18 protein-coding genes are annotated in these 18,046 nt (G+C 67.6%); 7 read left to right on the forward strand and 11 right to left on the reverse strand.

The features are described from left to right. Positions 1-278: DNA-3-methyladenine glycosylase (locus VGB60_RS00565; RefSeq protein ID WP_331036348.1), on the reverse strand; the 278-nt coding region annotated here is incomplete at its 3' end. A 188-nt stretch (positions 279-466) separates the two neighbouring features. Here VGB60_RS00565 and VGB60_RS00570 point away from each other — a divergent pair. Next, positions 467-1,591, forward strand: a complete 1,125-nt coding sequence (locus tag VGB60_RS00570) for an alpha/beta hydrolase (protein WP_331036349.1) — start codon at positions 467-469, stop codon at positions 1,589-1,591. Positions 1,592-1,658: 67 nt separating this feature from the next. Here the strand turns inward: VGB60_RS00570 and glf are convergent, their stop codons facing one another. The 3 genes from glf to galE form a co-directional block, all read right to left on the reverse strand. Beyond that, positions 1,659-4,031 carry a UDP-galactopyranose mutase gene (gene glf / locus VGB60_RS00575; protein ID WP_331036350.1) on the reverse strand — a complete coding sequence of 791 codons (2,373 nt, stop codon included), beginning with the start codon at positions 4,029-4,031 and terminating at the stop codon, positions 1,659-1,661. A 92-nt stretch (positions 4,032-4,123) separates the two neighbouring features. Continuing rightward, positions 4,124-5,416: a family 1 glycosylhydrolase gene (locus VGB60_RS00580; protein WP_331036351.1), complete on the reverse strand. Its 1,293-nt coding sequence runs from the start codon at positions 5,414-5,416 to the stop codon at positions 4,124-4,126. 2 nt (positions 5,417-5,418) lie between these two features. Further along, positions 5,419-6,450, reverse strand: a complete 1,032-nt coding sequence (galE, locus tag VGB60_RS00585) for a UDP-glucose 4-epimerase GalE (RefSeq protein ID WP_331036352.1) — start codon at positions 6,448-6,450, stop codon at positions 5,419-5,421. Between the two features lie 162 nt (positions 6,451-6,612). Between galE and VGB60_RS00590 the strand changes: the two genes are divergently transcribed. Then, the gene (locus VGB60_RS00590; protein ID WP_331036353.1) at positions 6,613-7,146 is read left to right on the forward strand and encodes a hemerythrin domain-containing protein; all 534 of its coding nucleotides are present in this window, start codon (positions 6,613-6,615) and stop codon (positions 7,144-7,146) included. Between the two features lie 194 nt (positions 7,147-7,340). Next, positions 7,341-8,096, forward strand: a complete 756-nt coding sequence (locus VGB60_RS00595) for a Crp/Fnr family transcriptional regulator (protein ID WP_331036354.1) — start codon at positions 7,341-7,343, stop codon at positions 8,094-8,096. A 40-nt stretch (positions 8,097-8,136) separates the two neighbouring features. Here the strand turns inward: VGB60_RS00595 and VGB60_RS00600 are convergent, their stop codons facing one another. The 3 genes from VGB60_RS00600 to VGB60_RS00610 are packed head-to-tail and all read right to left on the reverse strand — an operon-like array spanning position 8,137 to position 9,432. Continuing rightward, entirely contained in the window at positions 8,137-8,346 is a 210-nt protein-coding gene (locus VGB60_RS00600) for a hypothetical protein (protein WP_331036355.1), read from the reverse strand. After that, the gene (locus tag VGB60_RS00605) at positions 8,346-8,597 is read right to left on the reverse strand and encodes a hypothetical protein (RefSeq protein ID WP_331036356.1); all 252 of its coding nucleotides are present in this window, start codon (positions 8,595-8,597) and stop codon (positions 8,346-8,348) included. Before VGB60_RS00605 ends, VGB60_RS00600 begins: the two co-directional genes overlap by 1 nt. 55 nt (positions 8,598-8,652) lie before the next feature. Then, complete coding sequence (locus tag VGB60_RS00610) at positions 8,653-9,432, reverse strand: Crp/Fnr family transcriptional regulator (RefSeq protein WP_331036357.1); 780 nt, start codon at positions 9,430-9,432, stop codon at positions 8,653-8,655. A gap of 329 nt (positions 9,433-9,761) precedes the next feature. Between VGB60_RS00610 and VGB60_RS00615 the strand changes: the two genes are divergently transcribed. Next, positions 9,762-9,971, forward strand: a complete 210-nt coding sequence (locus VGB60_RS00615; protein ID WP_331036358.1) for a hypothetical protein — start codon at positions 9,762-9,764, stop codon at positions 9,969-9,971. 18 nt (positions 9,972-9,989) lie between these two features. Here the strand turns inward: VGB60_RS00615 and VGB60_RS00620 are convergent, their stop codons facing one another. Beyond that, positions 9,990-10,874, reverse strand: a complete 885-nt coding sequence (locus VGB60_RS00620) for an SIMPL domain-containing protein (protein ID WP_331036359.1) — start codon at positions 10,872-10,874, stop codon at positions 9,990-9,992. A 388-nt stretch (positions 10,875-11,262) separates the two neighbouring features. Here VGB60_RS00620 and VGB60_RS00625 point away from each other — a divergent pair, with 388 nt between their 5' ends. Further along, on the forward strand, positions 11,263-11,478 hold the full coding sequence (locus VGB60_RS00625; protein ID WP_331036360.1) for a hypothetical protein: 216 nt from the start codon (positions 11,263-11,265) through the stop codon (positions 11,476-11,478). A 31-nt stretch (positions 11,479-11,509) separates the two neighbouring features. Beyond that, entirely contained in the window at positions 11,510-11,653 is a 144-nt protein-coding gene (locus VGB60_RS00630) for a hypothetical protein (RefSeq protein WP_331036361.1), read from the forward strand. Between the two features lie 71 nt (positions 11,654-11,724). Here the strand turns inward: VGB60_RS00630 and VGB60_RS00635 are convergent, their stop codons facing one another. After that, positions 11,725-14,712, reverse strand: a complete 2,988-nt coding sequence (locus VGB60_RS00635) for a TonB-dependent receptor (protein WP_331036362.1) — start codon at positions 14,710-14,712, stop codon at positions 11,725-11,727. A gap of 153 nt (positions 14,713-14,865) precedes the next feature. On the opposite strand from VGB60_RS00635, the gene VGB60_RS00640 reads away from it, so the two are divergent. Further along, entirely contained in the window at positions 14,866-16,242 is a 1,377-nt protein-coding gene (locus tag VGB60_RS00640) for a pectate lyase (protein ID WP_331036363.1), read from the forward strand. Here the strand turns inward: VGB60_RS00640 and kduD are convergent. Continuing rightward, positions 16,239-16,982, reverse strand: coding sequence for a 2-dehydro-3-deoxy-D-gluconate 5-dehydrogenase KduD (kduD, locus tag VGB60_RS00645; protein WP_331036364.1), 744 nt, complete (start codon positions 16,980-16,982; stop codon positions 16,239-16,241). The genes VGB60_RS00640 and kduD overlap by 4 nt on opposite strands. Next, on the reverse strand, positions 16,979-17,812 hold the full coding sequence (gene kduI / locus VGB60_RS00650; RefSeq protein ID WP_331036365.1) for a 5-dehydro-4-deoxy-D-glucuronate isomerase: 834 nt from the start codon (positions 17,810-17,812) through the stop codon (positions 16,979-16,981). Before kduI ends, kduD begins: the two co-directional genes overlap by 4 nt. Between the last annotated feature and the right edge of the window lie 234 nt (positions 17,813-18,046).

Below are 18,046 nucleotides of genomic sequence, written 5' to 3' on the forward strand. Positions count from 1 at the left end.
GCTCCGCCCGTCTCCCCCGGCGCGCTACAGACGAAGTTCAGGCACCAGTGGAGCCCGTAGATCCGATAGACGTAAGCGCGCCCGGGCGGACCGAACATCGCCGCGTTTCGGCTCGTCGGACCGCGGAAGCTATGCGAGGCCGGATCGGCGGCGTCGTAGGCCTCGGTTTCGACGATCGCGCCGCCGACGCCGTCCACGGTCAGACGGACGCCGATCAGCGCCCGGGCGACGACCTCGGGCCTGCGCATGAAGAATGGCTGGTCAAGCGCCTGCTGCATCTTCCGGTCATCCCCGATTCGGGCCGCGTGTCATGCGCGCAAGCTTGAGGTGCGTTGTGTCCGTTCTTGGACAGAGGAACCGACCCTGTCATCGCCTGATTACCGCAGCCGGGCGGCGGCCGTCGAGCAAACGACGCCGTCCCCTCCCCGGCGGACCCTGCCAGGCCGCGTAATCGGATCATCGCTTCATGCCCCTGATTTCCATCGTCGCATTCTTCCTCATCCTTGGCTCTCTCGCCGTGCTCGGATTCGCGGCCTGGCTGCTGGGCGACTGGTACCTGGGAGAGACCCTGTGGGTGGAGGGGGAGCGGCTCTTCCACCGTGAGGACTGGCGCCTGTGGCTGGGTCTGGCCCTCCTCGCCTGGTCGTTCGCCGGTCGCTGGATGGTCCTGCTGCTCGCCGCGAAGCCGGACCGGAAGGCCGCGGACCTGCGCCGCCGCGATTCCGCGGCCATCGAGGGCGCGACCGGAGAGAAGTTGCACGTCGAATCTTCGGGCCGTGGGCCCGCTCTGGTGCTCACGCACGGCTGGGGCATGGACGCGACCATCTGGAACAGTCTCGTCGACCGGCTGTCGGGGGATCACCGTCTGATCACATGGGACCTGCCGGGCCTGGGCCGGTCGGAAATCGACCACCGGCAGTTCAGCCTGGAAACGATGGCGGCCGATCTGCGCCGCGTCGTCGCCCACGCCGGCGAGCCTGTCGTGCTGGTCGGGCACAGCATCGGGGGGATGATCATCCAGACCCTCGCCCGCGACCACCGCGAACTTTTCGGCGAGCGCATCAAGGCCGTCGTTCTGTTCAACACCACCCATACCAACCCGCTGCGCACCATGATCCTGTCGCGACTGGCCCGCGCCCTGCAGAAGCCGGTGCTGGAGCCGCTCTTCCGGCTGATGATCTTTCTGAAGCCCCTCGTCTGGCTCGGCGCCTGGCAGGGATACCTGAGCGGGTCCTCCCACCTCGCCCACCGGCTTGGATTTGGTCCGGACGTGACGCGGAGCCAACTGGAACACGCCACAAAGCTGTCGACCCGCAACCCGCCTGACGTCCTGGCGCGAGGCAATCTCGCCATGTTCCGGTGGGACGCCACGAACGCCCTGTCCGGCCTTCCTTGCCCCGTTCTGGTTATCGGCGGGGACGTCGATATCGTGACGAAATGCGAAGCAGGCCAGCAGATCGCGACCTCAGCCGCCGGAGACTTCACGGTCGTGCCGCGAGCCAACCATATGGGCTTTCTCGAACAGCAGGACGTGTACGAAAACACCCTCCGGGCGTTCCTGCGCCGCCATGCGGAACAGCCGGCCTCCTGAAAGGCCGGTTGTTCCTGACTCGCCTAAAGAAGAACGGGCTCCGCACACCGCGGAGCCCGTTTTCGGATCAGAAGCGCGCCGCTGTCGTCGTGCCCGCGGCGTCTGAGGACCGCAACGGACGCAGACGGCGCCACGCGGCCAAGGCCTGACCGGTGACCTGGTCCATGTTGTAGTAGCGGTAGGTCGCCAGCCGGCCGACGAACGAGACCTCCGGCCGGGCGTCCGCCAGGGCCTGGTACTTCTTGAACAGCACCTGGTTCTCCGGACGGGGGATCGGATAGTAGGGATCGCCCTCGGCCGCGGGGTATTCGTAGGTGATGCTGGTCTTCGGGTGGGTCTGCCCGGTCAGGTGTTTGTACTCGGTGATGCGGGTGTAGGGCGTGTCTTCCAGGGGATAGTTGACCGTCGCCACCGGCTGGAACTGCTCCTGATCCAGCGTTTCGTGGCGGAACTTCAGCGAGCGGTAGGGCAGCTCGCCGTAGCGGTGGTCGAAGAACTCGTCGATCGGGCCGGTGAAGACCAGCCGGTCGAAGGCCACCTCGTCGACGACATCGCGGTACTCGACGCCGGTCTCGATATGGATTTCGTCCCGGTCCAGCATGTTCTCGAACATCCGGGTGTAGCCGTGCAGCGGCATGGCCTGGAAGGCGTCGGTGAAGTAGCGGTCGTCGGTGTTGGTGCGGGTGGGCACGCGGGCCGTCACCGACTTGTCCAGCTGCGACGGGTCCAGCCCCCACTGCTTGCGGGTGTAGCCGCGAAAGAAGGTCTCGTAGAGTTCGCGGCCGATCGCGTTGACGACCACGTCCTCGGACGTGCGGATGCGTTCGACCGGCTCGGCGCGCGAAGCGAGGAAGGCCTCGGCCTGCTCGTCAGACCGGAGGTCCAGCCCGTACAGGGCGTTCAGCGTCGTCCGGTTGATGGGCATCGGCACCAACCGGTCGTTGACCTGCGCCAGCACCCGATGCTCGTACGGGCGCCAGTCGGTGAACCGCGACAGATAGTCGAAGATCTCGGCCGAGTTGGTGTGGAAGATGTGCGGCCCGTACTGGTGGATCAGCACCCCGGCGGCGTCGAGGCGGTCATAGGCGTTGCCGCCGATGTGCGGACGCCGATCGACCACCAGCACTCGCTGCCCCTGAGAGGCCAGCCGCTCCGCCATGACCGAACCGGCGAACCCGGCGCCCACGACCAGCGCGTCATAGTGCGAGCGCCGGCTGGCCGGGAATACGGCGGGCCCGGCGACGGGGCGTTTCGCCGTCGCCGTCATCGGCTGGACGTTGCGCTGCACGGCCCCGTCGATCAGGGCGGCCATGCGCAGATGCGTCTGGTCCCACGACAGGCTGGTCAGGGCCTGGTCGACCTCTTCCAGCCAGGCCCGATCGTCGCCGCGCGCCTGAGCAAGCGCCTGGTCACACCCGGCGATGAACTCTTCCGGCGTCGAAGCGATGTGGACGCCGGACAGGTCGCCGTAGTGGCGCACGACGTCGCGGATGGGTGTGGAGACCACCGGACGTCCCGCCGACAGATATTCGGGCGTCTTGGTCGGGCTGATGAAGCGGGTCGACTCGTTGATCGCGAACGGCATCAGCGCCACGTCCCAGGCGGCGAGGCAGGCCGGCAGGTCCTGATAGGACTTCTGACCCGGGTAGGTCAGGTTCGGACGTTTCGGCAGCTGCTCCGACGAGATCTTCACGACGGGTCCGACGATCTCGAAGTCCCACTCCGGCCGGGCTGCGGCGACGGCGTCGATCATGGCGAGGTCCATCCGCTCGTCGATGACGCCGAAGAAGCCCAGCTTGGGGCGTTCCGGACGGGCAGCCGCCGCCTGGCGCGCCTTGGCGAAGTGGGCCCGATCGACGCTCGAGGGGAAGGGATGGATGTTGTCGTGCTGGTCCTGCTTGGCTTCGTACAGGCTGTAGCCGCCGGTGAACACCACGTCGGCGGTGGCGAACAGCTCCCGCTCCAGCGTCGTCAGTTCGGGCGGGGCGAAGGCGAAGTTCGCCAGCTCGTCCATGCAGTCGTAGACCACGGCCGACGCCGCCACGTGGCGCGCGATCGGCAGCATCATCGGCGTGTAGTACCACAGCACCGGACGCTCGAAGCCGTGCGAGGAGATGGCTTCGTCCAGCAGTTGCCGCAGGACCGCGTTGCGGCAGGCGCCTTCCAGCCCGTCCGGCACACGGGGCGTGACGACGACGACGCCGGTGTCGGCGCAGACGCGGATGTCGACTCCCATGGCCGCGCCTGGCTCCGCCGGCAGCGGCTCCTCGAACACCATGACCGGCCGGGTCTTGGCGAAGCGCGTCATCAGATGCTGCGGCCGCTGGAACACGAAGTTCCACCGGAGGTGCGACATGCAGACGATGGGCTCGTTCCGCTCCTTGAGCTTGCTCAGCTCGATAACGTCGGCGGCGGCGGGCGCGGAATCTACTGCGGTCATCGAGGGGTCCCTTGTGGCGGTTTTCAGAGACCCAACACCTTCAGTTCAAATTCGTTCCATCCCACTGATTTGCTTGCATAATCTAGGGAATTTTAGAGTCGGCCTTCCGACATTTCGGCGGTTTGACAGGGTGAATAGAGAAGTCGATCGGGCTCGTTCCACCAACCTTCGGCCGGGTGAGGCGGCGGCACGCCGTGACGCGCGATGTGGCGCACGGTCTCTGCCAGCGGCGTCGGGCGAGGACTCCCGCTGGACACGTCAAACGCACCGGGCTCGTAGTGGCTCCGCATGCGCGTCAACAGACTGTCCCAGTCATAGGCTCCGAGCAGCGACCAGACCGTGAGGGCGCGCACGTCGACGCCGGCGCGATCCGCCTCCAGCGCCGCCTCCCAGGCTTCGCCGAGCCAGCGCTGCTGCTCTTCCGGCGTACAGCCGAGGTGGCATTCGGTGATCGCCACCGGCAGTCGGTAGCGCAGCCACAGCCGCTTCAGGTTCCAGTCCCACCCGCAGGGGCGGTCCTCCAGCACACGCACCGCCTCGACGTCGGCGTAGGCGATCCGTCCGTTTCCGCCGTGGGTGTTGGCCGGGTAGCGCTTCAGGCGATGATCGAGGAAGCGGTCGCTGGTGATGTAGTGGTTCATGCCGATCACGTCGGGCGGACAGGGATCGTCGGCGATCTCCCGCAGGCGGTCGCCTAGACCGAAGCCGGCCACGCGGCTCCACAGGGGATGCTCGCGGTCGACGCGCCCGGTCAGCAGGTCCCAGGTCATCAGTCGGCGCGCGTTCTCGAACCCGACCTGGTCGCGACAGGGCTGCGTCCCCCAGGTGGTGCCGAAATCCTCGGTCTGGATCAGGCGCCCCGCCGGGTTGACCGCGCGGATCGCCTTCATCGACAGCCGCACCGCGTCGATCTGGTTCAAAAGGGCGCGCCAGAACGCGCCCTCGTCGCTGAGATGGGGATACCAGTGGCCGTACAGGGCGCTGAAGCGCGCGGTTGTCAGCGGCTCGTTGATCGGGGTCCAGTCCTCGACCCACGGATAGCGGGCGGCGACCTGACCGGCGAAGCGCGCGACCCCCTCGGCGAACGCGGGGTCCAAGAGATGCGTCCACGCCGGGCCCGAACCATGATGGACCAGACCGACGATCGGCCGAACGCCGAGAGCCTTCATCCGACCGAGCCGTTCATCGGCCCACGACCAGTCGTACACCCCCCGCTCCCGCTCGGTCCGCTCCCACAGGACTGGATAGCGAAGCGCCTTCAGGCCGAGATCCGCGAACAGGTTGAGGTCGCCGGGGCGGTCGTCATGGCCGCTCAGTTGCGACTGATCGCTCCACCGCTCGCCGACGCGGCTGACGGTGCATTCGTGACCACCCCAAAGCTCCATGGTCAGGCCACCTGCAGCGCGGGCTCGGACACCAGCCGCCGTCCGAAGCGCGGCTTCAGCCGCCACGCGGCGGCGGTGCGGACGATGTCGTCCAGCGAAGCGAACGACGGCTCCCACCCCAGCCGCTCGCGAGCCGCGCCGGGGTCGGCCACCAGCACCGCCGGGTCACCGGCCCGCCTAGGCCCGACGGCGAACGGCGTGGTCCGGCCGGTGACCCGGTCGACCGCGGCGATGACCTCCAGAACCGAGACGCCGCGGCCGAGGCCGAGGTTCATGGCCACGAACCCGGCGGGACCCACGTCGGCGGCGAGGGCGAGCACGTGCGCCTGCGCCAGATCGGCGACGTGGATGTAGTCGCGGACGCAGGCGCCGTCCGGCGTCGGGAAATCCTGTCCGAACACCGTCAGCGGAGATCCCAGGCCCAGTGCGGCCTCGATCGCCAGCGGAATCAGATGGCTCTCCGGGCTGTGCGCCTCGCCGATCTCGCCGTCGGGGTCGGCGCCGGCGGCGTTGAAGTACCGCAAGGCCACGCCTTCGATCCCGTAAGCTCGCGCGTGGGCGGCGATCAGGCGTTCCGCGGCCAGCTTGCTGTCGCCATAGGGATTGATCGGCTGCAGCGGCAGCGTCTCCTTCAGCGGCGCCAGCAGCTCGCCCTCGGGCTGGCCGTAGACGGCGGCCGTCGACGAGAAGACGATCCGCCGGACGCCGCAGGCGCGCATCGCCCCCAGCACGGAGGCGACGCCGTTCAGGTTGGTGTCCCAGAAGGCGTCGGGCTCCAGCACCGAGCGGCCGACCTCAATCAGCCCGGCGAACTGGATGACGGCGGAAATCCCGTACTCACGGATGCAGGCCTCGACCGCGCCCTGGTTTCGGACGTCGCCTCGGACCAGCGGCCCCCACTTCACCGCCTCGGCGTGACCGTTCGAGAGATCGTCGAACACGACCGGCTCATAGCCCGCCGCCGCCAGCGCCTTGGCGGTGTGGGAGCCGATGTAACCCGCGCCGCCGGTGACCAGGATCCGTCTGTCGTTCATGCAAGAGTCTCCAAACTGCTACGCCAAACGGCGAGGCTTGGCGGTGCGTTCCTATGTCGGGAACCGTGCAGCGGCGGAGACACTGTCGTGTGACCGACAGAGGAACGCCGCCGCCGCAGGCGTCGTTTCCGCCTGAAACCCACAAATCTCAGGAGTTCGCCCATGTCCGTCATCGACAAAGTCCTCGGGGCCGTCACGCCGCCGGTGTCCGAAGAAAAGCGGGCCGAAGCGACGGCCAAGGCGCGGGCCGCCGCCGACAGCGGAGATTGGCTGTCGATGGCGCTCGACCACCACGACCGCATCCGCGCCGCCTTCGCCCGCTGCCGCGACGCCGAGGCCGCTGACGACCGGCGGGCGGCGATGAAGGACCTGGCGCTGGTTCTGAACGGCCATTCTCTGGCGGAAGAGGTCGTCCTCTATCCGGCGCTGGCGCAGGCCGGCGAAAAGATGCACGCCGGTCACGCCTACACCGAGCAGACCACGGCCAAGATGCAGATGGCGGAGTGGGAGAACATCCCGCCTTCGACGCCCGAGTGGAAGGACAAGCTGGAGCACATCGAGGGCGCCGTCATGACCCACATCTATGAGGAGGAATCGAGCTGGTTCCTGCGCCTCAAGGAGAAGGGCGAACATCAGGCGCGGCTGACGGAGCGGTTCTCGGAAGAGTTCGAACGATACATGGGCGGTCCGAACTGAGGGCGTCCGAAAGCAACCGTTTCAGTTGTCGGGCCCGCGACTGCTGGTTTGCGCTCACCTGCCCCTGCATTCGGTGGATGCCAACATATGTTATCGAGCCGTATCGGTAGTATGTTATGGTGATACATCGCTGAACGGTTATCCGGGCATTGGCGACAGAGAGTGACGTGCTCCCGCCCTGGACGGGAGCTACCTTGTCAGACCCACATCCCCTCAACCTCCTGATCAGGAAGCTTGCAACGCATGCTGTCCTGTCGACCGAGGACAGGGACGCGGTGCTGGGCCTGTCCTACACGGCGCGCACGATGGAAGCCGGGACCTATCTGGTGCGGGAGGGCGACCCTCCGACCCGGTGCGGGGTTTTGATGTCCGGCTTCGCCTATCGTCAGAAGCACACCGGCGACGGCCAGCGGCAGATCGTCGGCCTGAACATCCCCGGCGAGGCTGTGGACTTCCAGAACCTGTATCTCGACGTCTCCGACCACAGCGTCCAGATGCTGACGCGCGGCGAAGTGGCCTTCGTCCCACGGACGGATTTCCAGGAGGTGATCCGCCACCACGCCGGGCTCGCGCACGCCATCCTGATCAATGTCCTCGTGGAGGGCTCGATCTTCCGGGAGTGGGTCGTCAACGTCGGCCGCCGCGACGCACGCACCCGGATGGCTCATCTGCTCTGCGAGTTCGCCATCCGCATGGAGGCCCAGGGGCTGGCCGGGCCGGACGGATTCGAACTGCCAATCACCCAGGAGCAGCTCGCGGACGCCGTCGGCCTGACGCCGGTCCACGTGAACCGCACGCTCAAGGCCCTGGACACTGCCGGGCTGATCACCCGCAACAAGCGCAGCATCAGGTTCCCGGCCTGGGAGCGGATGCGAGAGGTCGCGGACTTCAATCAGCGCTACCTTCATCTGACGCCGCAGGAACGCTCAGCCTTCCCGCCCCAGCTTTAGAACCGGTCGACACCCCGACCCGTCAGCAAGGTTTAGGCGGCTACGACGGCTCCTCGAGCCCGCCATCGGGCTTGCGCGTTCCGAGCGCGCTCTTGGCGTCGTCGCCCGCGCCGGGTCCGGGACCGCCGGCGCTCGGCGGGAAGGGATGGGTCTGCCGCGGCCCTGGACCGGGCTCACCGACGCGGACCTGACCCAGACCGGCGGTCTGATGCACGCCGCGGCCATCCGTGGGAGTGTTGATCTTGCCCATCAGCCCTTCTCCCCGCCTTGCTGCGCGGGGCCGCCGTTCGCGGGGCGTGCGGGCACAGCTCCGTCCGCCGGCGAAGGCAGCTCGGCCGGCTGCACCGGATGAGGGGCGGCGTCGTCGGCGGCGCTGGGCGAGTCGGCGCTCCAGGCCATCCAGATCACGGCCCCCAGGAGCCCCACGATGACGATCAGGGTGAGAACCGCAAGCATCGGCAGCTTGCCGGCCCGCTTCACCTCAGTCACCTGCTCATTCATCGCGCCTCTCCTGCATTCATCTGCAGACGCAACGCGCGAGGGCGAGCCGTGGCTCCTAAGTCGGAGAGACGACGCGCAAGCCGTTGACCGCGCGCGCACCGGGGCGCGCCTCCGCTTCGGTCGCTAAGGACCGGCGCTGATCGACCCGGGCATGGCATTCGCAGGCGCGGGCGGCCAGCCTCTCGGGATCCAGCACCCGCAGCATGCCGCGGCTGTAGCGAATGGCTCCGTCCGCCTTCAGCTGAAGGGCGCTGGCGTTCAGCGTCGTCCGCTGGACGCCCAGGGTGGTGGCGAAATCGTCCTGGGTCAGGGGCAACTGGTCGGATCCGGTCCGGTCCCGCGTCAACAGAAGCGCCCGCGCCAGCCGCTGGGTGGCGTCGTGCATAAGCGAACAGGCGACGGCCTGTTCAGCCTCCAACGCGCGCCGCTGCAGCCACGACATGATAAGCTTCTGCAGCGCGGGGTCCGACTGAACGGCCGCGCGGACACTCGCCGCCTTCACCACCTTGGCCGGCCCGCCGATCTTCACCACCGTCCGGTGCGACGCGGCCTCGACCGCGAGCGAACACAGCAGGTTGGCGGCGCCGTTCCGGCCCACCGCGCCGACCTCGACCATGCGGCCATCGTCCATGTAGGCCAGATCGACCAGCAGCGCGCCTTCGGGGAAGACGACGGATGCGGGGACCTGCCCCTCGTCGTTCAGCAGCTGGCCCCGCTCCAGAGTCACGGTCTTGACGGGCACATCCAGCCAGCTCGACGCCTGCATCATGTCCAGCAGGAGCCGGTTGGCGCTGTTCAGCGCGTCGTCGAAATATCCGGGACTCCCTTGAAGCATGCACGACTCCTGAACGTTTCTCCGGCCCGTCCAGATTGGTCGGCGCCGCACCTCTCCTTAACAAGTGGCGGGTCGCCTGTTTCTAACCTGCATCATGCGGACCGGTAATCGGGCAGTTCTGCCCAAACCTAACGCGGTCGCGGACCGGTGGTTCACGAGCAATATCAGACCGTCACGAAACAGTTTTCGCTGCTCAGCTGGGTGATTGAACCAAACATATGTTATGTTGTTTGTCTCTTCGTTACGATGAACAGACAGATTGCCGCGTGTCCTGATCCTGTTCATCTTCGATCCCGTATTTGCTCCAGCATCGCTGAAAGGAGCACTTCGTGCATCATTTGGACGCCTTCGACACCCCGCCTGAGGTTCGCGCCTTCGACGGTGAGATCCTCATCACGGGCGACCTTGTAAGCGCAGCCTACACCGTGACGGCGGCCCGAGCGCTGATCCTCAGCCTGCAAGCGGCGGTCCTGGCGGCGGAGACGACCTCAGCCCCCTCGACGCTCGACGAGGCGCCGCATCTTCGAGCGGTCTCCTGATTCCCTGACGTTCAGGGCTTAATCCAGCGCGTAGACGACGCAGGCCTGATCCGTCAGCTCGCGCAGCGGCGGTTGAAGGGCGAGCCGGGCCGCCTCGATCTGGGCCTCGGAAGGCCCCTGCCCCTCCCGCGGCGCCGGCGGCGGGGGCGGTGGAGCCGGCGGCGGAGGCGGCGCGTAGGCCGGTTGAACGTCCGTCGCGAGGTTCGATCCGCCGCCATAAGACGGCCAACCCGCCAGCACATCGGTCTGACACGCGCGCCCGGTCGGATCGATCACTTGCACCCGCCCCAGCGAACCCCCCGCATGACCGACCGCCTCCCGCGCGCGGCGGGCGGCGTCTTTGACCGCCTCGCCCTGCAGCCAGGTCTTGATCGCGTTGTCCGGCTCCAGATTGAAATAGACGGTCCCGATCGAGGTCGGCTGGCTGGCCACGACGGTCGCATAGACCCGCTCGACCAGCGCCATGTCGCGCACGGTGATCTGCACCGACGCCGTCGACTCGTACCGCTCGATCTGATCGGCCCGCGCGTTGTCGCGCAGCACGCCGTTTTCGTCGCGGTACTGATCGTATAGCGGCTGGGTCGAGATGGTCGTTTCGACCCGCACCCGCGTGGCGTCATAAGCGCCGAGCGTGCGGCTGAGCGCGCGCACCTGTTCCGCCGCCTTGCGCGAGGCTTCCGCGGCGCTGCGGTCGATGGCGCGGAAGCTGGCGGTGAAGCCGGCGCGGTTGGCGGGCACCTCCGTGCGGACGTGGCCGATGGAGGCGATCACCGGATCGCGCATCCACCACGGCGCCGGCACATAGCGCTCGCCGATCGTGGCCGGCCGGGTCTGGGCCAGGGCGGCGGCGGCGGGGGCGGCGATCAGCGCGGCCAGGCCGGCGAGCAACAGCGGTCGAGACATGAACCCTCCAGTAAGCAACTGGGGGTGAGCCTATCCCTGGGTTTCACAGGCGCCAATGGCAATGCCGTCGAGGAGCCGGCCGGAGCCAAGCCCACGCAATATCGGTCGCACGAGATGCGCCCGACGACCCGCCGGGGCGGGCCATGCGCGGTCGCCAACGCCCAGTGAACGTCGCTCAAATGCCCGCTGTGTCGGGCTTTGGACTTTAGCCCCTTGGCCGCGCCGTCGGATTCCCGACACAGGAACCACCCCCGTCAACCGCGGCTTTGACAGCAGCGGGCGCCCGTCTTGCGCCCGCCCAAGTCGAGGGAGGCTTAATGTCAAATCATCCAACTTCCACCTACCGCGGCGCCTCCGGGCGGCCTCAGCCGCAGGAGCGGAGGTAGTCATGGGGGTCATCGAGCGGGCCTTCACCCTGGCGCAGAGCGGCCGCTACGCCCAGTTGCAGGACCTCTACAAGGCCTTGCGCAAGGAAGGGTTCACCCACCTTGACCTGACCGAACTGCAGCTTCCCAGCATCGCCAAGCAACTGCGGGGCGAGCGGCTGAGAGCGGTTCAGCAGAAATCCGCACCGGCCGTGCAGGCCGACATGGTCAGCGGCTGAACCTCCGGCCTGAAACACGAGCTGAACCGACATGCGGCTGCCGACCATCCTGATCATCGTGGCCGTCGCGGTCCTGGTCTCTTTTGCGATCTATCGCCTGACCGGGGGCGCCGTGGTGTTCTTCGCCCTGCCCCTGCTGTTCGCCCTGCCCTTCATCGGGCGGCGGCGGCGATAAGAACGTCCTGAAACGCGACGCGCCGCCGGAAGCGGTCCGGCGGCGCGGGCGTCCTGCAGCGAGAGCCCCGTCTAGAACTTGTAGCGGGCCCCAACGAAGTACTGGCGTCCCGTGTGGTGGAACACCGAGGTGCTCTCCCGGTCCGCGCCGTCGCCGACGAACTGATGGTTCTCCTCGTCGGTCAGGTTCAGGCCCTCGAAGGTGAGCTGAACCTGCTCCGTCAGCTGGTACGAGGCCGAGACGTCGACGTTCATCGTCTCCATCTTGCCCTCGATCTGGTTGCCGTTCCGGCCGGGCACGTTCTGGGTGTAGCCTTCACGATAGGCCGTCGAAACCCGCGCCGAGAACGTCTCGTCCTCGTAGTACAGCGTGGCGTTCCACGACGACGGCGAGAGGTTGATCAGATCCGCCGTCTGGAAGGTCGTGCACAGGGCGTTGGCGCAGTAGTCGATCTCGGATTCGACGTGGGTGTAGTTCAGCTGCACCCCGAGGTTCTGCAGCGGGCCCGGCAGGAACCGGAACGGCTGCTGGTAGCTGACCTCAAAGCCCTTCAACGGACCGCCCTCGGTGTTCACGGCCGCCGTCAGCTGGAACACCTGCGACGGCGAGCAGGCGCCGGTGCAGAAGGCCGGAGCGAAGGCCGACGGGTTCAGGGCGGTCAGGGCGGTGTAGGGCAGGTCCTGACGCAGGATCTGAATGTAGGTGTCGATGTCCTTGTAGAAGTAGGCGAAGGACAGCAGGCTTTCCTCGGCGAAATACCACTCGACGCTGAGGTCGTAGGTCTTGGCCCGGAAGGGCTCCAGCTTCACGTTGCCGATGGTGGCCGTGAAGTTCGGACCCGTCGCCGCCAGCGAGGTGGTCGGCACCAGATAGTTGGTCCCGGCCAGCGTATTGCCGATCTGTGGACGCGCCATCACCTTGGCCGCGCCGAAGCGAACGATCAGGTTCTCGATGGGCTCAAGCGCAAGGTTCATCGACGGCAGGGTGTCGGTGTACTCGTTCTCGCCCTGTACGAGGGTGCCGCCGCCGGTCGAGCTGTAACCCTCGGCCTCCAGCCGCGTATTGACCTGACGGACGCCGATATTGCCCCGCAAGGGCATGCTGAACACTTCGGTGTTGAAGTCCGCCTGGATGTAGGCGGCGAAGTCTTCCTCGTAGATCGAGCGGTTTCCGCCGCGGGCGTTGCCGTTGGTGATGCTGGTCAGCCGGAAGTCGCCGCCCGGCAGGCCGGTGTCGCAGTTGCAGTAGATGTTGAACAGGGCGGAGATGGCGCCGAGATCGGGCCGGAGCCAGCTGGAATCAGTGCCGCCGGGGATCAGGTTGGCGCCGAAGCCGGTCAGCTGGTTGGAGATGTTCGCGACGGTGGTTCCCGCGGGAAGCACCGGCACCACGGTCTCGTCCGCGCGGCGGAACTCATAGGAATCCGAGCTGTAGGTCTTCCAGTTGATGCCGGCCTTGATCGTCAGCCAGTCCTGGGCGTCGAATTCGATGTCCGCTTGGGCGGACTCGAAGACCGTGTCCACGCCGTTGGGGCGGATGCGGATCTCCGAGCGCGGCACCGCCGCCGTCAACGGACGCCAGGACCAGTTGGCCGGGTCGGCGACGTTGAAGCCGTAGTTGATGACCGGCGCGTCGGGGTTGCTTCGGAAGTCCCAGGAATAGCCGTCGGTATCGGTGCGATCGAGCGTGACGGTCGTCTGGATCGGGTTGTCGAAGTTGGATTCCGCGCGGCCGTAGTAGTAGCGGCCCCGAAGCCGGTCGCTGAAATCGTGCTCGGCCGTGAGACTGATCTGGAGGAATTCGGTCGAGAGTTCGTCGTAGCGGCTCTCCGATCGCACATCGACGTTGTCGAAGAGGCCGTAGACCAGCATCCCGTTCTCGACGGCCGCATCGCGGACGATGACCTGGGTCTGACCGCCGGCCGCGGCGTTGCGGCTGAACGACAGCGCTTCGAGGAAGTCTTCCTGCCGGGTCGCGTCCAGCTTGGAATAGAGCACGTCGAGCGAAAACAGGGTGGTCTCCGCCGGCCGCCACTGGAAGGCGGTGGTGACGCCGAGGCGTTCCTGGGTGTGGCTCAGGCGGCCGTAGCGCGGCAGGCGCGGGATAAAGACCGATTGCTGGTTCGCGGCGTTGTAGGCCGCGACGTTGGCGGCGGTGTTGGCCGGGCGCGGATTGCCTGTCGAGCACGCGGTGGCGGACGAGCCCTGGGCGGCGGCGTTGCCGGGGTTCTGCGGCGTCACGCCCAGGGGCGAACAGAAGCCGCCCGAGCTGTTCGCGCCCATCGCGGGGGCCCAGCGAACCGAACTGAAGCCCTCTTCGAGGCTGTCGCGCTCGCTGTAGGCGATGGAGACCAGGGCGCCGAACTCGTCGTTGGCCCCGAACTGGTCGCTCAGCAGCAGTGCCGTACGCGGGCTCCACGTCTCGGACAGGTCGTTAAAGCCAGCCTGAACCGAGGCGGCGGCGGTGAAGCCGCGATAGTCGAACGGCCGCGTGGCCTGCAGGTCGACGGTGGCGCCCAGCGAACCCTCTTCCGTTTCGGCCGCCGCCGTCTTGCGCACGGTGATGCTGTTGAAGAGTTCCGAGGCGAAGACGTTGAAGTCGAACCCGCGGCCGCGGTTGGCGCCGCCGGACGAGTCCGTGCCGCCGGCGGTGGCCTGGGCCTCCATGCCGTTGATGCGGGTGCGGGTGAAGTCGGAACCGAGGCCCCGGACCGTGATCGACCGGCCCTCGCCGGCGTCGCGGTCGATCGCCACGCCCGGGACGCGCTGGATCGACTCGGCCAGGTTCAGGTCAGGGAAGTCGGCGATGTCCTCGGCGACGATTACGTCGACCACGTTGGTGTCGCGCCGCTTGGCGCTCAGGCTGGCGTTCAGGCTCGCGCGGAAGCCGGTGACGACCACCTCGTCGACTTCGGTGGTGTCGTCCTGCGGCGGGACCTGGGGCGCGGTCTGGGCCGCGGCCACTCCCACCCCGAGCGACAGGGCGACGGCAAGGCCGGAGGCGCCGGCGAACAGGCGACGGCGAAGGGCGCGGGTCATCCGCGGCTCGATGGCTTGCATGATATGCCTCCTCCCAATGGGCATACAGAACGCCGGGGTGACCCCGGTCTATCGATTCTTGAAGGCCGCCCCTCCGGACCGCCCCATTTGACACCGGTGTCATGATCAGATGCAATGGCTTCTGACACCGGTAGCAATCCAGAGCCTAACCTGATGAGTCCCGCTTTCGCAAGCCCGCTCTATTCGCCGGTCTCGCTTGCCTTCGGGTTGGCGCTTCTCGCCACGTCGTGCTCGGACGCCGCGGCTCAGGACCACGGCCCGGGAGTCGTTCGCGTCTTCCCCGGAGCGGAAGGCGCCGGACGGTTCGCCGTGGGCGGTCGCGGTGGAGCGGTGCTGCGCGTGACGACGCTCGCGGACGACGGGCCCGGCAGCCTTCGCGCGGCGATCGAGGCGACCGGGCCACGAACCATCGTCTTCGACATCGGCGGCGTGATCCGCCTGGCCTCGCCCCTGCGGATCCGCTCAGGGCGAGTGACCGTGGCGGGACAGACGGCCCCTGGAGGCGGCGTCACCCTGCGCGACCACCCTTTGATCGTCGCCGCGGACGACGTGGTCATCCGCCACCTGCGCTCGCGTCTCGGCGACGAGAGCGGCGTCGAGGCCGACGCCATCTCGATCGAGCGCGGGCGCCGCATCATCCTCGACCATGTCTCGGCTTCATGGTCGGTCGATGAGACCCTGTCCGTCGGCAGCCGCTACGATCCGCCTGAGCGAGGCGTCTACGACGTCACGGTGCAGTGGTCGATAATCGCCGAGTCGCTGAACGCCTCGGCCCACGCCAAGGGGGACCACGGCTACGGCTCTCTGGTGCGAGGCGGCCACGGCGCCCGCATGACCTTCCACCACAATCTCTGGGCCTCGCATCGGGCCCGGATGCCCCGGCCGGGCAACTACAATCCGCCAAGCGTGGACCCCGTGGGGCCGATGTTCGAGTTCCGCTCGAACGTCTTCTATAATTGGGGCGGATCTCACGCGGGCTACAACGCCGACACCGAAGCCCTCTCGGCCTACGCCTTCATCGGGAACAGCTATCTGCCGGGGCGAGACTCGCGCGGCCGCTGGGCTTTCGAGGAATCGGACCCTCTCGCTCGCGCCTGGTTCGAGCACAACGCCATGGACGGGGAGATTCCCGTAGACCCGTGGAGCCTGGTCAAGGATTCAGACCGTGCCGGCTACCGGCTACCGGCTCGGCCCGAGTGGGCGGACGGGGCGGGCGAACCGCCCTCGACCGCGCTCGGACGGGTGCTGGAAAGCGCGGGAGCCGGCCGGGTCAGGGACGCCGTCGACGCGCGGGTCGTCGCTGGGGTCCGCGACGGCTCCGGCCGCATCATCGACAGCCAGGCGCAGGTCGGCGGCTGGCCGGAACTTGACCCAGGCGAACCGTGGATGGACGCCGACGGCGACGGCCTGCCCGACGACTGGGAAACGGCGCACGCGCTCGACCCCGCCGACGCCGCAGATGGTCCCGCCGATCCCGACGGCGACGGCTACACCAATCTCGAGGACTGGCTGAATAGCCTCGCGGGCTAGCGCGCCAGCCAGCCGCCGTCGACCGGCAGGATCGCGCCGTGCACATAGGCCGCGGCGTCCGACGCGAGGAAGACCGCCGCTCCCGACAGATCCGACGGATCGCCCCAGCGGCCGGCGGGAATTCGAGCGAGGATGTCGCGGTTGCGCGTTTCATCGGCGCGCAGGGCCTCGGTGTTGTTCGTGGCGAAATAGCCCGGCGCGATGCCGTTGACGTTGATGCCCCTGCCCGCCCACTCGCAGGCCAGCAGGCGGGTCAGTCCCGCCAGGCCGCTCTTCGACGCCGTGTAGGACGGCACCCGGATTCCGCCCTGGAAACTGAGCATCGAGCAGATGTTGATGACCTTGCCGCCGCGGCCGCCCGCGACCCATGTCCGGGCCACGGCCTGCGATAGGAAGAAAGCCGATTTCAGATTGGTGTCGATGACCGCGTCCCAGTCCTCTTCGCTGAAGTCGAGGCTGTCGGCGCGGCGGATGATGCCGGCGTTGTTGATCAGGATGTCGACCTGACCGGCCTCGGCCACCACGTCGGCGATCGGCGCGGTGGACCCCAGGTCGGCCGAGATCGCCCTGAAGGACCGCCCAAGACCGCCCACCAGCGCCTCGGTCGCCGTCGGCGCCGACCGCCCCACAGCCACGATATCCGCGCCCGCCCCGGCCAGGCCCACGGCGATCGCCTGGCCCAGGCCGGTGTTGGCGCCGGTGACGAGGGCCGTCCGGCCGCTGAGGTCGAAGCCGCTCATTTCAGCTGGCAGATGTCGAGGACGGTCATGTCCGTATAGTCCAGGTTCTCGCCGCCCATGGCCCAGATAAAGGTGTAGTTCGAGGTGCCCGATCCCATGTGGATCGACCACGGCGGAGACACGACGGCCTCGCCGTCGGCGACGACGATGTGCCGCTGCTGGTCGGGCTCCCCCATGAAGTGGAAGACCCGGTCGTTCTCGGACAGGCCGAAGTAGAAATAGACCTCAGACCTCCGGTCGTGCAGGTGCGGCGGCATGGTGTTCCAGACGCTGCCGGTCTTGAGGATCGTCAGGCCCAGCAGCAGCTGGGATGACTGGCAGGTCGCCGGGACGATGTACTGGTAGATGGTCCGCTCGTTCGACGTCTCCAGCGCGCCCCGCTCCAGCGGCACCGCCTGCGCCAGCGAGATGTGCTTCGTCTCGTAGCGGGCGTGCGCCGGCGTAGAGGCCAGATAGAAGCGGGTGTCGCCGGCGAAGGTCACGTCCTTCGAGCCCATGGCGATGTACAGGCCGTCGTTGGCGTCCAGCGTGTAGGCCTGGCCGTCCACCGTGACCGTGCCGGTCGTCCCCCCGACATTGACCACGCCGAGCTCGCGCCGCTCGAGGAACGGGTGACCCGCGGCCGACGCCGGCTCGGTCTGATCCGGCAAACGCACGGTCGCGGCGCCCGGCTGCACGCCGCCGATCACGAACCGTTCGTAGTGGGTGTAGTTCAGCCGAACCTCGCCGGCGGCGAACAGCCGGTCGATCAGATACCGCTCGCGTAGCTGGTCGTTCGAGACCCCCTGCATCATGTCCGGGTGGGTCGCGTGATAGGTCTTGCAGTACATGGGAAACACCTTGTCCGGGCCGGAGCGCCTCGTCTAGGTAACCGGTGTCATGAACGGCTGCAAGCCAGCACGCTGGCTCGGCAACCGGCAAAAGAGCATCGGTCGCGAGCCTCCACAATATGCTGAAGGCGCTGCGGTCGCCGGACCGCACCCGACCTCATTGTTCCAGCTTTGCGCTATACGCGTTCAACAACGCTCGGTCTATGTCTGTCAATGTTGAAGCGATTTCATGGT

Origin of the sequence: Brevundimonas sp. (genome assembly GCF_036399195.1) — a bacterium.
Classification (GTDB): Bacteria; Pseudomonadota; Alphaproteobacteria; order Caulobacterales; family Caulobacteraceae; genus Brevundimonas.

What these genes read in the sequence shown, in the direction of transcription:
- VGB60_RS00570 (WP_331036349.1), top strand. Translation starts at nt 467, where the DNA reads ATGCCCCTGATTTCCATCGTCGCATTCTTCCTCATCCTTGGCTCTCTC.
- glf (WP_331036350.1), bottom strand. Translation starts at nt 4,031, where the DNA reads ATGACCGCAGTAGATTCCGCGCCCGCCGCCGCCGACGTTATCGAGCTG.
- VGB60_RS00580 (WP_331036351.1), bottom strand. Translation starts at nt 5,416, where the DNA reads ATGGAGCTTTGGGGTGGTCACGAATGCACCGTCAGCCGCGTCGGCGAG.
- galE (WP_331036352.1), bottom strand. Translation starts at nt 6,450, where the DNA reads ATGAACGACAGACGGATCCTGGTCACCGGCGGCGCGGGTTACATCGGC.
- VGB60_RS00590 (WP_331036353.1), top strand. Translation starts at nt 6,613, where the DNA reads ATGTCCGTCATCGACAAAGTCCTCGGGGCCGTCACGCCGCCGGTGTCC.
- VGB60_RS00600 (WP_331036355.1), bottom strand. Translation starts at nt 8,346, where the DNA reads ATGGGCAAGATCAACACTCCCACGGATGGCCGCGGCGTGCATCAGACC.
- VGB60_RS00605 (WP_331036356.1), bottom strand. Translation starts at nt 8,597, where the DNA reads ATGAATGAGCAGGTGACTGAGGTGAAGCGGGCCGGCAAGCTGCCGATG.
- VGB60_RS00610 (WP_331036357.1), bottom strand. Translation starts at nt 9,432, where the DNA reads ATGCTTCAAGGGAGTCCCGGATATTTCGACGACGCGCTGAACAGCGCC.
- VGB60_RS00620 (WP_331036359.1), bottom strand. Translation starts at nt 10,874, where the DNA reads ATGTCTCGACCGCTGTTGCTCGCCGGCCTGGCCGCGCTGATCGCCGCC.
- VGB60_RS00625 (WP_331036360.1), top strand. Translation starts at nt 11,263, where the DNA reads ATGGGGGTCATCGAGCGGGCCTTCACCCTGGCGCAGAGCGGCCGCTAC.
- VGB60_RS00630 (WP_331036361.1), top strand. Translation starts at nt 11,510, where the DNA reads ATGCGGCTGCCGACCATCCTGATCATCGTGGCCGTCGCGGTCCTGGTC.
- VGB60_RS00635 (WP_331036362.1), bottom strand. Translation starts at nt 14,712, where the DNA reads ATGCAAGCCATCGAGCCGCGGATGACCCGCGCCCTTCGCCGTCGCCTG.
- VGB60_RS00640 (WP_331036363.1), top strand. Translation starts at nt 14,866, where the DNA reads ATGAGTCCCGCTTTCGCAAGCCCGCTCTATTCGCCGGTCTCGCTTGCC.
- kduD (WP_331036364.1), bottom strand. Translation starts at nt 16,982, where the DNA reads ATGAGCGGCTTCGACCTCAGCGGCCGGACGGCCCTCGTCACCGGCGCC.
- kduI (WP_331036365.1), bottom strand. Translation starts at nt 17,812, where the DNA reads ATGTACTGCAAGACCTATCACGCGACCCACCCGGACATGATGCAGGGG.